The following is a 15,520-nucleotide window of genomic DNA, read 5'->3' as shown; positions in this document are numbered from 1 at the left end:
TGCGGTGTCTCGGTTTACCTTTATTACATCAATATATTTTCGTGGCTAGCAGAGCGGGCGTGCAGTGAGTGGGCGGAGCGCCCGCACTGGTCGAAAGAACGACTGGTGATCTCGAGCCTGAGAGAATTAGTAGCTTGGCAAATCCAGGCTCCGGGCCCGCAGCGATTCCGTGTGGCCATTCGTGATCAACATGACGCTTTGAACAACCACGCCCCACCATGGCAAATCGCGCCAGGCTCGACCATGACGCACGGCCCGTCGGCCTGACCACGGGGCGCGAAACCCGATCAGGCCCGAGGGTCGCGCAAGGTGTCGGTGCCCTAGCGGATCCAACTTGACCCTTGGATCGTGCGACTCGCGATAACGCGCCGTTCAGCGCAGCTGGTGTTTGCCCCACGCGGGCGTCTTGCCCTCGCGAATCGCAGCAAAGCTCCCACGACCGATCGCAGCTTCACCGAGATCGACGCAGCGCTCATACGCCGCCTCCTCGAGCTCGATGCGCTCGGGCTCACTGCGACCGAGGCCGTCGAGCAGCGCGGCCTTGAAGCTGGCGACCGCGAGCGGCGAGCGGCGACGCAGCTGCTCGGCGAGCGCGTGAACGCGGCCGAGCCCGGCGTCGACGTCGGCCGCGAGCTCCTGGACCAGGCCGATCCGCAGCGCCTCGCTCGCGTCGATCGACTCGCCGCTGCAGCCCAGCCGCAGCGCCTGCGCGGGACCGACAAGGCTCGCGAGCTCCGCGGTCCCGCGGGCGCCCGGAATGATCCCGAGCCCGGTCTCGGGCAGCGCAAAGCTGGCCGCCGCGGTCGCGATCGAATAGTCGGCGGTCAGCATGTACTCGGTGCCCCAGCCGAGCGTCACGCCGCTGCTCAAGGCGATGTTGAACAGCGGCAGCCGTCGCAGCCGCTGCATCAGCTTGCGCTGGCGGATCACGTGGGCCTTGACCCGGGCGTCGTCCCAGTCGACGCGCTCGGTGACGTTGGCGCCAGCGATGAAGATCGGCTTGCCGCTGCGGCTGACCCGGCGACTCGTCGTGCACAGGCAGGTGATCGGCTGGTCGCGATCGGGGGCCTCGATCAGCGCGCACAGCGACTCGAACGCGGCCAGCTGCTCGCTGCCGATCTCGTTGGCCTTGCCGTGCTCGAGCTCGAGGACCAGCAGCTGCCTGTCGGCGTCGAGGCGAGGGTGGAACGCGGAGATCGAGGACAGATCCATGCGCGTGGTTGTACTCTATGAGAGCTTTAAACTTCGGCGCAGCTCGAGGTAGGGCGTCGAGACCGAGAACGCGATCAAGCCCTTGATCAGCTCCCGGCCGTCCGCCGAGCCGCTGCCGCCCCCTTGCAGGATCACCCGCGCGGACACGTCGAGGCTGTCGCTGACCAAGAACCCAGCGCGGGCGCTGGCGTGCTCGCAGCCGCGCAGCCACGACTTGGTGTCGGCGCCGCCGCGCTCGATCACCTTGCTGACGGCCTTGCGCAGATCGTCGAGCCGCGACGGGGGCAGCATCTTTTTGATCGCCTCGGCCCAGCCGCGAGCCGGCTCGCGCAGCTCCTTGGGGATCGCAACCTGCGGGTGAGTGAGGCCGACGGCGCCGTAGATCGCGTTGCGCAGGCTCGACACCGAGGGCATGACCGAGGCGCCGATCAAGTGCGGGTGCGTGGACGCGACGGCGCGGCCGGCTCGGAACGCGAGCGCGGCGTCGGGCTGGCGACCGAGGGCGTCGTCGCCGGCGAGCAAGCTTGGGTACACGCCCTTGGGATCACCGAGCGCGGTGACCCGAAACCCGCCGAGCTCGCCCTTGCGCAGGTACAGATCCGGCGCCGGGATGTCGATGATCTGGGCCATGTAGGCGATCCAGCGGGTCACGCCGCTGGCCTGCATGGTCACGGTCTCACGCTGGCTGCGCTCGACGTTGGCCGAGGCGTGGGTCAACCCCTCGCGCGCAGCCATCACCGGCCACAGCAAACCGTAGAGGTCCGAGAGCCGCGAGCTCGGGTGGTTGGGCAGCACCACGTCACGCCACTGCTTGCGGGAGATCGTGCCCCGCGGTGGCTGGTAGTTGTCCCCGAGCTCGGCGGCGAGCTCGAGCTCGGCCTCGTCGGCCTGCTTGAGGAACCGAAGCGTGCGCGAGACGGCGATCGAGGCGTCGCGCTGCTTGGCGGCCAGGTACAGCTCGACGAGGCGATGGTAGCTGTCGTAGTCGAGCGGGTTGTCGCGGATCAGCGCCTGAACCTGCTCGATGCCCTTGTCGAGGGCGTCGTCGCCAAGCTGGACCGACAGCGAGATGACCTTGTTGCGGCGGTTGGTCTGGCGCTCGTCGTCGTCGCTGGCGCCGAGTGACTTGGTCAGGGTGATCGCCTGCTCATAGGCGATCATCGCGGTCCGCTTGTCGTCGAGGTGCTTGTCGTAGATCGCGGCGATGCTGTCGAGCAGCTCGATGCGGAGCTCGGGCTGATCCTCGGGGGTGATCTTGAGCCGCGAGCGCAGGACCTTGCTCAGCTCGCGCCACTCGCCGCTCGACTCGAGGTTGTCGCGGACCGCCTTGAACGCCTTGTCGTGGAGCGGGTCGGCCTCGAGCACGCCGAGCAGGCGCGCGCGCACGACCACCCCGGTGGTGTCGAGGTTGTGCGCGCGCATCAGCGACGCGGCGGCGTAGCGATACTTCGCGCGGATCGGCCCCTGATCCTGCAAGGTCGCGAGCCGATCGAGCACGCCGACGGCCTCGGCCCACTGCTCGGCGTTGCTGAACAGATCGAGCGAGCGGTGCAGCAGCGAGATGTCGTTGGGTCGGCGCGCGAGCACGGCCCGCAGCAGGACCACGGCCTCGTCGGGGCGGTTGAGCTGATCCGCGAGGGTGGTCGCGAGCTCGAGGCGCAGGTCGAGCAGCTCCTGGTCCTTGGCCTCGCGGCGATCGTCGTGCTCCTCGAAGCTGGCCAGCTCGGCCTCGAGCACGGTCAGCAACCGCTGGCTGGCCTCGACCTTGCGGACCGGGCTGTCGGCCAGCGAGACCAGGTAGCGCCCGGCGTCGACGTAGGCCGGGTCGAGGTCGAGCGCGCGCTCGATCATCTGCAGCGCCTTGCCGGGCTCGCCCATGCCCTGCCGGGCCTGACCCATGCGCAGGTACAGCTCCGCCTGGGCGCGCGGATCTTCGTTGTCGCCGGTCTGGATCGCGAGCCCCTGGTAGGCCCGCAGCGCCGCGTCCCAGCTCTCGGACTCGAGCTCGAGATCGGCCAGCGCGCGGCCGACGTCGCGGTTGCGCGGGTCGAATTGCTTGGCGTCGCGGAGCAGCTCGCGGGCCTCGTCGTTGTTGCCGACCGCGAGCGCGCAGCGGCCCGCGAGCGCGTGGACGCGGGCGTTGAGCTCGCGATCTTCGGGGCTGCCCGCGCGGGTCTGCGCGACCCAGCGCTCGGCGTGCGGCCAGGCTTCTTTGAGCTCGCCGCGCTCGACGAGCCGCTCGACCAGCATCCCGGTCGCGCCTGGGTGGTGCGGATCGAGCTGGACGATCTCGCGGATCAGCGGCAGCGCGCGCTCGGGCTTGTTGAGGGTCTCGGCCCAGGTCTTGGCGGCGGCGAACAGCTCGCGGACCTTGACGCGGGGATCGTCGCTGGTCTGCGCGGCCCGGATCTGGGCCTCGAGCGCCTCGAGCGGCCGGTCGCGCTGCTCGAGGATCTCGCGCAGCAGCGCCCACGCGCGAGTCGCCGAGTCGTCGAGCTCGAGCGCCTCCCGAACCCGGGTCTCGGCCTCCTCGAGCTCGCCCGCCCGCTCGCGCATGCGCGCGACGGTGACCAGCATCGAGGCTCGATCCGCGGGGCTGTCGGCGTCGGCGATGCGCTGACGCAGCAGCTGCTCGGCCAGCTCTTGCTCGCCCGCGTCGCGCAGGCGCTCGATCAAGAGATCGCGCCAGCGACCCTCGCCGGGATCGAGCTCGACGAGGCCCTCGAGCGCGACCCGCTCGCGCGCGGGATCGTCGAGCGGACCAGCCGCGAGCTCCTGCAATTGTTTATAGGCGCTGACCCGCAGCTCGAGCTCGAGCACGCTCAGCTTGGCGCGGCGCTCGAGCAGCTCGGCGAGCGGCTCGTGGGCGTCCTGGCTCTGGTAGAAGCGGATCAGCCCCTCGACGGCTTCGAGCACCAGCGCGTGGTCGACGGGCATGGTCTCGACGATCCGCTCGCGGCAGTCTGCCGCTCGCTCGCCGCCGTCGGGCTCACGATCGAGCAGCGTGGCCGCCTCGGCGAGCAGCTCGGCCCGGCGACCGGTGTCCTCGGTGATCTCGGTCAGCACGCTCAGCGCGTCGATCAAGCCCTCGCGGGCGCTGGCGGCCTCGCCCGAGTCGCCGCTGGTCTTGGGCCGCAGCAGGCCGAGCAGCGCCTCGGCGGTGGCCTTGTCGGTCCGGTCGCGCTCGATGATCTGCCGGTACATCTTGATCGCGCCAGCCTGGTCTTGCAGGTGCTCGAGCATGATCTCCGCGGCCTCCTTGCGCAGCGCGGTGGCGTCGGCGTCGTCGAGGTTGCCCGCGGCCTGGGCCGGCAGCACCTGGGCGAGCAGGTCCCAGCGGTCGAGCTCCCGCGCCCACCGCTCGCTGGCCTCGAGCGCGCGGTGGTTGTCTGGATCTTCGGCGCGCACGTGCTCGGCGGCCTCGAGCGCGCCGTCGTACTCGCCGAGATCACCGAGGATCTGCGCGGCTTCGATCAGCGCTTCATGACGGGCGGGGCCGGACTCGAGCTCGGCGATCGTGAGCAGCCCGGTCGCGAGCTCGGCCGGACGGTCGGCCTTGCGGTAGGCGACCAGCGCGGCGCGCTGCAGGTCGAGGTTCTCGGGCTCGAGGTCGAGCGCATCTTCATAGACCGCGATCGCGCGGCCGAGATCGCCGACTTGCTCGACGTAGATCAGCGCCGCGCGGCTCGAGATCCGCAGCTGATCCGCTGCCGCCGGGACCCGCCGTCCCACGGCGTGGAGCTTCTCGGCGACCGCGGCCCAGCGCCCGGTGATCTCGGCGAGCCGCAGCAGATCGTCGACGAGCGGGACCTGGGCGTTGACGGAGATCGTGTCGATCAGCTGCAGCAGGGCGTCGAGCGCCGAGCCGGGCGCGTCGAGCCGCTGCTCGCTGATCTCGGCGAGCTCGCGCAGCAGCACGATCTTCTCGCTCTCGGCCTGGCTCGAGCGCGCGCGGATGTCGAGCACCTCGGCCACGCGATCCCAGCGCTGGGCGGCCCGGGCCTCGCGCTCGATCCGACTGATCGCCTCGCGGGCGGGCAGGTGCGACGACTTTTGCTCGAGGATCCACTTCCAGGCGTCGAGGTCGTCGGGGTCCTCGGGCTCGACGAGCTTGACCGGACCCGTCGGCTTGGCGGGGGCCGCGGGCGTCGCCGGCTCGTCCGGCGCGGCGGCGACTTGGTCGAACTTGTGGGGGGTGGTCAGGATCGTCGCGACCTCGGTCCGCAGCGCCTTGGGATCGAGCCGCTGCTCGGGGTCGGGGTGCATGGCCTTGGCCAGCAGCGCGTCGACCCGCATGTCGATCCCGGTGACCAGACGCGAGGGCGCTGGGACCGAGCCGAGCGGCAGCTTGCCCGTGATGCAGCGATACAGCATCGCCGCGAGGGCGTAGGTGTCGCTGGCCGGGCTCGGGGCGGCGCCCGCGAACAGCTCGGGCGCGGCGTAGCCATGGTTCTCACGCACGATCGCCGGGCGCGACCACGAGACCAGCGGCAAGAACCCAAACCCGCGCAGCTTCGCGCCGTCCTGGGTGATCAGCACGTGGCGTGGGTGCAAGTTGCGGTGGACGAGCTCCTTGGCGTGGGCCAGGCCGACCACCTCCATGAGCGGGCCGATCAATTCAAAGGCTTTGTCGAGCGCGAGCGGCTCGGCGGTCTGCTCGAGCAAGCGCGCGAGCGGGACGCCCTGCTCGGGCTGCATGATCACACCAAACACGCGGCCTTCGGCCACGCCCTCGCGGACCCGGACCAGCGCGGGGTGATCGATCTCGGCGAGGATCTCGACCTGCTCGATGAACCGACGGCGCTCGTCGGGGCTGACCGGGCGCCCGAGCGTGCCCACCTCGATCGCGACCAGCTCGTTGTCCGACGCGCGGTCGTGACACTCGAGCCAGATCCGCGAGCCCACGCGCCCGCGCACGGTCACCAACGCGAACCGCGGTGAGACCAGCGCGAGGTTGCGATCTTGCTCGGCCGCGGCCTCGAGCCCGGTTCGCGCGGCCTCTTCGTCGCCCTCGACCAGGGCCAGCAGCGCGAGGTTGAAGCGAGCGACCCGCATGTCGCGGGCGTCGTCATCGAGCGCGATGACCTGCACAAACGCCTTGCGGGCCCGCTTGTGCCAGCGACTCTGGGTCTTGCCAGACACGCGCGCATGGGCCAGCCACACGCTGCCGAGCCGCAGCAGATCTTTGCCCGGCAGCGACTCGATGCCACCCGGCAGCGCCTCGACGAGCAGATCGACCTCGTGGGGATCGACGGCGAAGGCCGCGTCGACGCCGACGTCGACCCGCAGCGGCACCGGTCGCAGCACACGGCTGAGCTCGAGCGCGGCGAGTCGCTCACTCGCGCGCGACTCGGTGCGTTCATCGCCGACCGCCGAGGTGATCTGCTCGAGCAGGCCTGCGATCCCGCCGTCCGGCAGCGCGCAGACCGAGAGCCCGCTGCGCTCGCGCAGCTGCTCGGCCTCGATCACGCCAATCTCGGGCAAGAACAAGTAGTGGGGTCCGCCGGTCGCGGGGATCCTGCGCAAGATCGCGAGGATCTGACGCAGATCGGGATCGCCGAGCTCGAAGCCGAGCAGCACCAGGGTCGAGGTCCGCACGACCTCCTCGACGAGCTCGCGCAGATCGTGATCACGACGGAGATCCCGGCTCAGCGAGGTGTGCAGCACGTGGTCGCTGGGCATGCCCTTGCTGGCGTCACGGCTGACCCGCGGTCGGTCGTGACCCTCGACCTGGCGCGCGCGCGCGAGCAGATCCGGGTACACGGTCGCCAGGCAGCCCCGCCAGCGCAGCTGACCGAGCGCGGTCAGGCTCGGTGGCAGCTGGGTGTCATCCTCGATCTTGGCCCCGAGCGCGGCCTCGAGCGCGTCGCTTTGATGACGCCGCAACCAATCGAGCACCGTCAGGCGATCCCCGCGAGCCAGCAACCCCTCGAGCTCGACCTTTGGGTCTGGCTCGGCGCTCGCCGCCAGCTCGGCGAGCAACGCCGCCCAGCTCGGACGCTCGATGAGGGCCCCAATCCCCGCGCCAGTCCACAGCACACAGTCTCCGGCCTGGATCGCGGCCACTAGATCAATGGGAATCTCTTGCATGACGGTTCGGGAGCTCAGCACAGGAGCGGCCGAGCAATCCCTGGCAAATACTCGCACTGCGGTGGGCTTTGATCGTTCGGCCACATGTGAGAAGTCGCGCAAAGCGGTGATCCGCTGCACAGGCAGTCAGGATCGCGGCCCCGAGCACCCCGCTGGTGGCCTGGGCCTGGTAGATCGTGCCGCCATGGGCGACCCAGCGTACCGACCGTTTCGCGGCAAGACCCTCGTGACTGGCGGTAGCGGCCACTTCGGGGCCAATTTGGTGCGTCGCTTGCTCACCGAGGGGCACGAAGTTCGCGCGCTGGTTCAGGCCAGCGCGAACAACGGGGCGCTCGACGGGCTGGAGCTCGAGCGCTTCGCCGGCGATGTTCGGGATCCGGCGCAGATGCGCGAGGCCTGCCGCGGCGTGGGCCAGGTGTTCCACGCGGCGGCCAAGGTCTCGACCCGCGCGCCGACCCCCGCGCAAGAGCGAGAGATCTGGGAGATCAACGTGGTCGGGACCCGCAACATGGTCCGCGCGAGCCTCGAGGAGGGCGTCGATCGGCTGTGCCTGACTGGCTCGTTCTCGGGCATCGGCATCGACCCCGACGCGCCCTCGCGCCCGGTTCACGAGGGCATGCCGTTCTATCCCTTCATCGACTGGCTGCCCTACGCGCGCAGCAAGACCCTGGCCGAGCACGAGCTGCTCAAGGGCGTGGCCGACGGGCTCGACGCCGTGATCGCGGTCTCGACCGGGATCATCGGGCCGCACGACTTCTTGCCTTCGCGCACGGGCAAGGTGTTGGTCGACTTCGCAAACGGCGACCTGCGCGGCTACATGCCCGGCGGCTCGGAGTTCGTGCGCGCCGCGGACCTGGTCGAGGGTCACCTGTTGGCCATGGCCAAGGGCAAGCCGGGTCGTCGCTACCTGCTGTCGACCGAGTTCTTGACCCTCGATGATCTGCTGGATCTGTACGTCGAGCTGATCGGCCGGCCCAAGCCGCGCCTGCGCATGCCCGTGCCCGTGATGAAGATGATCTCGCGGGCGTACGCGGCGACGGTTCGGCGGATCGTCCCCGACGCGCCGCAGCGGCTGACGCCCGGGGCGATCGAGATCCTCGCGATGGAGCGCCACGCGGATCTCTCGCTGGCCCGCGAGGAGCTCGGATATCAGCCAACGACGATCCGCGAGGCCGTGCGCGAGGCGTATGCATGCTTCTGCGAGCGCGGCATGATCACGGGCCGCGCGGCCTGACCCCGCCTCGATGAAATCCGGCTCGCCGCCCAGGTCCACGGCAGCGTGTGGATCGCGGCTCAAAACGCGTCGATGAACGATCGACTGCTGAGCTTTGGCGCCCCGATGGCGCCGCCCTGAGCGAGCCGCGGCCGGGTGATCAGCGGCGTCGCTTCGGCTTTCGGCCGAGTCGCAGGCCTGTGCCCGTGCCTGTGCCTGTGCCTGGACCGCTGCCGCTGCGCTCGGGTGCGGAGCCGGTTCGGTAGCTGCCGGTCCCCGTCACGTCGCGGGGGCTCGAGTCGTCGGGCGGTCGCTTGGGCCGTCCCGCTTGGCGCAGGCTGCCGCGCTTGGTCGCTGAACCGGCCCCGCGCTGGCCGCTGGCCTGGCCCGCTCGATCGTCCCACGGGGACTCGTCGGCGCGCTCGCGCTGGGCTCGCTCGAGGTCGAGACGACCCGCCGCGGTCCGCTCGCGGCTGGCTTCGCGGCTGGCTTCGCGGCTGTCTTCGCGCTTGGGCTCGCGACCTGCGGGCGGGTCGTCCCACACGGCGTCCTCGGCCGGGGTGGTCTCGGCCCGGCGGGTGAACGGCTGGGTCGGCAGCTGATCTTGCCGACGCGGGATGTCCGGTGCGTCGAGATCCCCGCTGAGGTCGCGGCCGAGATCGTCGCCGTAGTCCCTGCGGAGGCCGCCGCCGTGGTCGCGGCTGGGTCGAGCTCGCGGCCGATCATCGCCGCGGGCGTCCTGGTAGCTGCTGCCGTACTCGGGCGGCGGCTGTCGGGCCCAGTCATGGCTGCCGGTGTCGCCTCGACGATCGTAGTCGTCGGCGTGCCGCGGTGCGTGCTCGCGGGGGTAGTCGTCGCGCGCGTAGTCGTCGCGCGCGTAGTCGTTGGCCCGGGCCTGTGGCTTTTGTCGGTCCTCCACGACGTACCCACGGCCTGGACGCTCGCGCGCCGCGTCGACCCGCTCGCGAGCTCCCTGCTCGAGCCCCTGCTCGAGCCCCTGCTCCAAGTAGTTCAGCTCGCGGTCACCAGTGTCCGGCACATAGGCCGGGGCGCGCTCGAAGGTGTCGCTGAATTGGCGCGGCGGCTCGTCGAGGAACAGATCATCTCGATCGTCCTCCCGGCGAGCCTCGTCCCGATGAACCTCGGCGAGCCACGGCGCGGCCGACAGGCTCGGGTCCCGGCTCGCGGCCACGGCGTCGATGATCTCGCTGGCCAGCCCGATCCCCGGCGGACGCCAGCCAGCCTCCATCCGCGTCTGCATCAGCTCTTGGATCTGCCGCAGCAGCGCGAAGTACTCCTTGCGCGTGCGCTTCTCGTTGAGCACGTAAAACTCGGCGCCAGTCAGCCCCACGCACGCCAGGCAGTGCACGCAGTCGGTGCAGGCCACACACAGCGTCAGGTAGCGCGAGCTCTTGCAGTCGCGCGAGTCGTCGCAGTAGCTGACCTTCTCGCAGTTGACGCAGCGCTTGCATTGCGTGCCGCTCGTGCAGTCCAGGCACTCGTCGCAGTAGGTGCAGTCTTCGCAGCTGTCACACCCGATACAGAACCGACAGTGGTTGCAGGCGCGACAGTCCTCGCAGCTGAAGTTCCCCACGCCAGGCTCATCGTCGCTGCTCTCCCGATCTTCGATCAGGTTCTCGAGCGCGCTCAGGAAGTCGTCGAGGGTCATCTTGAGTCAAACGAGGGTACGCGGCTCGGGGAGATAGATCCAAGCGATGTGCGAAACCCAGACGCCGGCAACGACGATCATGCCATCGCGCACAGACTGCCCAAGCCGAGGATACCCGGGGGTCATCGCAGGCGCTGGACTGAAGCTCGGCCGCGCGACTACACTCCGCCCGCAACATGTCCGTCCCACGACCCACGCATGCGCTAGCGCTGGTTGCGCTGGCCTTCGCAGCGCTCGGCTGTCAGCCACGGGTCGGCGACAAGTGCAGGCGCGCGACCGACTGCGGGCTCAACGTGATCCGCCAGTGCGACGTGTCGCAGCGCGACGCCAAGGGCCAGGGCGAGTGCATCGTCGAAAATTGCAGCTTTGGCGTGTGCCCCAAAGAGGCCGTGTGCGTGAAGGTATACGCGAGCGAGTTTCTGTCGATCACCTGTGATCCAGATCTCGAAGACATCCCGATGTCGAGCGACGGAGAGATCCTCCGCGACGACTGCCTGCCCAACGAGGTGTGCCTGCCAGAAGGTTTGTGCGCCGACGAGCTCCGCGCGCGCACGAGTTGCCGGCTCGAGTGCACGTCCGACAAGCAGTGCCGCGACGGCTACAAGTGCGTCGGGACTGGCGTCGGCGGGCTGTATGTCGCGCCCGACCCCGCGGATCCGATCGCGGAGAATTTCGCGAAGATCTGCGTGCCGATCGACGACTAGCGCGGCGGCTGGTCGCGCTGCGTCAACACCAAGAACGCCGCGAGCGCGGGCTGCAGCGACGCCATGTGATCGCCCGCGACGACGACCCGCTCGAACGGCTTGCCCAGCTCCCACGCCCTGCGCTCGAGCTCGGCCGCGTTGTCGACAAACCATGGATCGTCAGCGCCGACGTAGGCGATGTGGCGGTGGACCATCCACGCGAGGTTGGGCCCGAGCGTGCGCAGCTCGGTCTCCTCGGCGTCCTCGGCGTCGAAGCGCACGAGCTCGGCGTTGCGCCCGGATGCGGCCCAGCGCGCGAAGGTCTCGGGCATGTAGATCCCCCCGCAGCTAGCTGACATCCGCAGCGGCAAGCTCGGGTACAGGCTCAACATCGCGGCCACGCCGCCGCCGATGCTGTGGCCGAACGCGTAGATCCGGTGGCGATCCACCATGGGCTGGCTGGCGATCCACTCGATCGCCGCGCGGGCGTCGTCGACCTCACCCCACAGCAATTCGAAGTCGCCCGGGTTGCCGTTCTCGCCCCGGAGCATCGGCGTCATCACGACGTAGCCCGCGTCCACGAACGGACGCACGGACTCGAAGTCGTCGGGGCCGAACGCGAAGTCACCGTGAAAGTAGACGAGCGCGGGCGCGCGATTCGAGCCGCTCGCGCCCAGCGGGGTCGCGTACCAGGCCACCAGCGAGAGATCGCCCGAGGGATAGGTCACGGCCGAGACCCCACGGGCAGGTCGGTACTCCTCGTACTTGCCCGGCGACGGTCCACGGACCCGCAGCTCGGTGTCGTGAGCGTGACGGCGGGCCAGGTAGGGTTTGGTCGGAGCCCGCGTAGCGGTGGCCTCGGGCGGTTCTGGCGGGGTTTTGCGACATCCGGCGGGACCGACGCTCACCGCCAGCGCCAGCGCGGTGACGGTCGGGATCGCTTGAAAAAACCGCGGCCCAGGCATGGCGCGAGTGTGCGGTGTGTGGCGACCAAGGTCCATCCTGGCCGATCGAGCGCTTCACGCCGCGCGCGGCCACACATGCGCACGCTTGCACACGCTCGCACGCCCGTGCATGTTCCGCGGCCTAGTGACCACCGGCGAACATACCCGCGACGACATCCGCAACCTGGCGATCATCGCCCACGTCGATCACGGCAAGACCACGCTCGTCGATGCCCTGCTGACCGAGGCCGGGGCGTTCGAGCGCACCGAAGTCGGGACCGAGCGGGCCATGGACAGCGGCGATCTCGAGCGTGAGCGCGGGATCACGATCACGTCCAAGCCCACGGCCCTGTCGTGGAAAGACCATCGGATCAACCTGGTCGACACCCCCGGCCACGCCGACTTTGGCGGCGAGGTCGAGCGCGTGCTCAACATGGTCGACGCCGTGCTCCTGGTCGTCGACGCGTTCGAAGGCCCGATGCCCCAGACCCGCTTCGTGACCGAGAAGGCCGTCGAGATGGGCCTGAAGATCCTGCTGGTCGTCAACAAGATCGATCGGCCGGGCTGCAATCCGCACGCGGCCGTCGACGGGACCTTCGACCTGCTCGCCGGGCTCGACGCCAGCGATGAGCAGCTCGACTTCCCTGTCGTGTTCTGCTCGGCGCGCGAGCGCTACGTCGTGATCGAGCCCGACGACGAGGACGGCGCGCGGCTGCCGATCTCGGTGATCCTCGATCTAATTATTGATCGGGCCCCGGCGCCCAAGGTTCAGCTCGACGCCCCGCCCGCGATGTGGGTGTCGACGCTGCACCACGACAACTACCTGGGCTACCTGGCGATCGGCCGGATCGACAGCGGCACGATCGAGGCGGGCAAGCGGCTCGCCCAGATCCGCCCGACCCCCGGCACCACGCCCGACCCCGTGCGCGACTGCACGGAGGTGTTCCGCGTGGCCAAGCTGCTCGCGTTTCGCGGGCTCGGCCGGTTCGACGTCGCCTCGGCCAGCGCCGGTGACATCGTCGCGATCGCGGGCATGAGCTCGCTGCAGGTCGGCGACACGCTCAGCGACCCCGAGGTCGAGCGCCGCCGCATGTTCCCGGCCCTCTCGGTCGACCCGCCCACGCTCGCGGTTCGGTTTCGCGTCAACGACGGCCCGTTCGCCGGGACCGAGGGCAAGTGGGTGACCTCGCGCAAGCTGTCCGAGCGACTGTTTCGGGAGCTGCGCTCCAACGTCGCGCTGCACGTCGAGAACACCGAGTCCGCCGACGAGTTCGAGGTCTCGGGCCGCGGCGAGCTGCATCTGTCGGTGTTGATGGAGACCATGCGCCGCGAGGGCTACGAGTTCTGCGTCTCGCGCCCGCGCGTGATCCTGCGCGAGAACGCCGAGGGCAAGCTCGAGGAGCCCTACGAGAACCTGGTCGTGCAGTGCGACACCGAGTACGCGGGCGCCGTGATCGACAAGCTCGGCCGCCGCACGGGCGAGATGACCACCATGGAAGAGCTCGGCAACGGGCGGACCAAGATGGGCTTCAAGATCCCCGCGCGCGGCCTGATCGGCTACCGCTCGGAGTTCATGACCGACACCCGCGGGACCGGGATCATGGCCTCGATCTTCGCCGGCTACGGCCCGCACCTCGGGGTTACGCGCAACCGCCCGCGCGGGGTCCTGATCGTGCTCGAGGCGGGCGAGAGCATGACCTACTCGCTCGCGCGTCTGCAGGAGCGCGGGGTCCTGTTCGTGGGTCCGCAGGTCCGCACCTACGCGGGCATGATCGTCGGCGAGCACGCCCGCGAGAACGACCTGATCGTCAACCCCAACGTGAACAAGAAGTTCACCAACGTGCGCTCGAGCGGCGCCGACGAGAAGGTGTTCTTGACCCCGCCGCGCGAGCTGAGCCTCGAGGACGCGCTGTCGTTCATCGAAGAGGACGAGCTGATCGAGGTCACCCCCAGCAACCTGCGACTGCGCAAGCGCTGGCTCGACCACAACGTCCGCAAGCGGATGCTCAAGGCCTCGGCTGCCGTGGTCGCGGCCGCCACCGCCTGACGTCCGCGGTCGCACGCTCGAGAGAAGGGACCCTCGCGGTCCCTTCTTTTTTGGTTATTCCAGCAATGGCCACACGACTGGCCGGGTTCCCGCACGACCGCCGTCGTTGCGCCGCCGATCATCGTCACGAACAGTAGAGATCTTCGTTGTTCGAGGGGCGCGACGCCGTCACCTCAAACCTCGAAAAAAAGCCAGTCGAGACTGAAACCGACCACCCACCCCACGTTGTCTGATTGACACCACCGCCCCGGCTCTCATCGCCAGACTGCGAGCAGTCCCCAGGCAGATGGAGCGGCCGAATCGAGCGGAGGAGCACGCCTTCGCGCGCGCAGATTGCCAACGTATTGACCCGGGCCCCGCAATGAGGGCGCCCGCAACGAGAGAGTGCGCCGACATGACCAAGACCAAGACCACCTTCACCGCTCTACTTCTCCTCGCCGTCGCCACGCTGCTCCCGGCTTGCGAGCTCAATCGGGAGTGCAACCCCCAGGTCGAGCTGTGCGTGTACTCGGGCCACCCCGGCGGCCTCGCGCCCAGGTCCTGAGTTCGCAGCGTTCCCACAGTTCACAGATTTCAATTTCAAGGCACGGGCCAGGTTTGCGGCCCGCTCGCCGGCTCTGGCAGCGACCGGGCCAGCGGATCGGGGGATCCGCTGGCCCGGTTTTTTTTGTAGACTGCCCTCGAGTTGGAGCCGCGTCGGATCAACCGCCACAGCGCCGTCGCTGGGACCATCATCTGGATCGTCTGGCAGCTGCTGTCGAGCAACTTCGCGCCGTTGGTCCTGTTCGTGCTCTCGCCGCTGGTGCTGGTCCCGCTGCTGCTCGCGGCGGTCGTCGACGCCCACGAAGACGGCCCCGTGATGCGGGCGCTGAGCTGGGCCCAGCTGCCGTGCGCGCTGTTGCTGCCGCTGGGTCTGAGCCTCGAGCCAGGGGCGTTCGCGCTGCTCGCCTGCCTGCCGTGGGCGGGGTGGACGGCGCTGGCCGCGTTCGAGGGGCTGCGGCGGATGTGGGCGATGTGGCGTCATGGTGGGCGTCATGGTGGGGTCCGCGGGCTGTACGACGCCGAGCTCGCGATCGCGGCGGGCCTGAGCTTCCCGGTGATCGGCAGCGGCTGGTTGCTGTGCGATCGCCTGGCGATCGAGCCGCTCGGGTTCTCGCCGCTGATCGTGCTGCTGACAGCCGTCCACTTTCACCACGCCGGATTCACCCTGCCCGTGTCGGCGGGTCTGCTCGGTCGCGCGATGCCCCAGCGCGAGCCGTGGCGGGCGGCGGCGGTCGGGGTGGTCGTCGCGGTCCCGCTCGTCGCGATCGGGATCACCGTCTCGCCGCTGATCGAGGTCGGGGCGTCGCTGCTCACGGCGACCGCGGCGAGCATCGTCGGGATCGGGATGCTGCGGCGCGCCACGATCTTGCCGCGCGCGCCGATCTTGCCGGCCGTGCTCTCGGCGCTCGCGGGCGCGTGCCTGCTGGCGGCCATGGTGTTCGCCAGCAGCTACGCGATCGGCGAGTACACGGGCACGCCGTGGCCCGACATCGGCTCGATGATCCAGCTGCACGGGGCCGTCAACGCCCTCGGGTTTGGGTTGCTCGGTGCGTGGGCATGGCACCTATCGCCGCCAGCGAGCCCGGCCAAGCTGGTCGCGACTGACTGAGGGTCCGCGAA

The 15,520-nt window shown here is 69.6% G+C and carries 9 protein-coding genes; 5 read left to right on the top strand and 4 right to left on the bottom strand.

Annotated elements, in window-relative coordinates:
- Window positions 1-372: 372 nt before the first annotated feature.
- Together ENSA7_RS03280 and ENSA7_RS03275 are read right to left on the bottom strand one after the other, a co-directional pair.
- Complete coding sequence (locus tag ENSA7_RS03280; protein ID WP_106087725.1) at window positions 373-1,212, bottom strand: enoyl-CoA hydratase/isomerase family protein; 840 nt, start codon at window positions 1,210-1,212, stop codon at window positions 373-375.
- A 15-nt stretch (window positions 1,213-1,227) separates the two neighbouring features.
- Complete coding sequence (locus ENSA7_RS03275; RefSeq protein ID WP_106087724.1) at window positions 1,228-7,302, bottom strand: protein kinase domain-containing protein; 6,075 nt, start codon at window positions 7,300-7,302, stop codon at window positions 1,228-1,230.
- Window positions 7,303-7,486: 184 nt separating this feature from the next.
- Here ENSA7_RS03275 and ENSA7_RS03270 point away from each other — a divergent pair, with 184 nt between their 5' ends.
- Complete coding sequence (locus tag ENSA7_RS03270) at window positions 7,487-8,536, top strand: NAD-dependent epimerase/dehydratase family protein (RefSeq protein ID WP_181233046.1); 1,050 nt, start codon at window positions 7,487-7,489, stop codon at window positions 8,534-8,536.
- 139 nt (window positions 8,537-8,675) lie between these two features.
- On the opposite strand, the gene ENSA7_RS03265 is transcribed toward ENSA7_RS03270, so the two are convergent.
- The gene (locus tag ENSA7_RS03265) at window positions 8,676-10,184 is read right to left on the bottom strand and encodes a hypothetical protein (RefSeq protein ID WP_106087723.1); all 1,509 of its coding nucleotides are present in this window, start codon (window positions 10,182-10,184) and stop codon (window positions 8,676-8,678) included.
- 176 nt (window positions 10,185-10,360) lie between these two features.
- On the opposite strand from ENSA7_RS03265, the gene ENSA7_RS03260 reads away from it, so the two are divergent.
- Window positions 10,361-10,888, top strand: coding sequence for a hypothetical protein (locus tag ENSA7_RS03260; protein ID WP_106087722.1), 528 nt, complete (start codon window positions 10,361-10,363; stop codon window positions 10,886-10,888).
- Here ENSA7_RS03260 and ENSA7_RS03255 read toward each other — a convergent pair.
- Entirely contained in the window at window positions 10,885-11,832 is a 948-nt protein-coding gene (locus ENSA7_RS03255; protein WP_181233044.1) for an alpha/beta hydrolase family protein, read from the bottom strand. The two genes, ENSA7_RS03260 and ENSA7_RS03255, sit on opposite strands and share 4 nt — an antisense overlap.
- A gap of 109 nt (window positions 11,833-11,941) precedes the next feature.
- Here ENSA7_RS03255 and typA point away from each other — a divergent pair, with 109 nt between their 5' ends.
- The 3 genes from typA (at window position 11,942) to ENSA7_RS03240 (ending at window position 15,509) form a co-directional block, all read left to right on the top strand.
- On the top strand, window positions 11,942-13,858 hold the full coding sequence (gene typA / locus ENSA7_RS03250; RefSeq protein ID WP_106087720.1) for a translational GTPase TypA: 1,917 nt from the start codon (window positions 11,942-11,944) through the stop codon (window positions 13,856-13,858).
- A 394-nt stretch (window positions 13,859-14,252) separates the two neighbouring features.
- On the top strand, window positions 14,253-14,402 hold the full coding sequence (locus ENSA7_RS43100; protein ID WP_181233043.1) for a hypothetical protein: 150 nt from the start codon (window positions 14,253-14,255) through the stop codon (window positions 14,400-14,402).
- A gap of 141 nt (window positions 14,403-14,543) precedes the next feature.
- Window positions 14,544-15,509, top strand: a complete 966-nt coding sequence (locus ENSA7_RS03240) for a YndJ family transporter (protein WP_106087718.1) — start codon at window positions 14,544-14,546, stop codon at window positions 15,507-15,509.
- Window positions 15,510-15,520 lie beyond the last annotated feature (11 nt).

It is taken from the genome of Enhygromyxa salina, assembly GCF_002994635.1.
GTDB classification, from domain to species: domain Bacteria; phylum Myxococcota_A; class Polyangia; order Nannocystales; family Nannocystaceae; genus Plesiocystis; species Plesiocystis salina_B.
The sequence above is the reverse complement of the archived record's forward strand: the minus strand, read 5'-3'. Positions and strand labels throughout refer to the sequence as shown.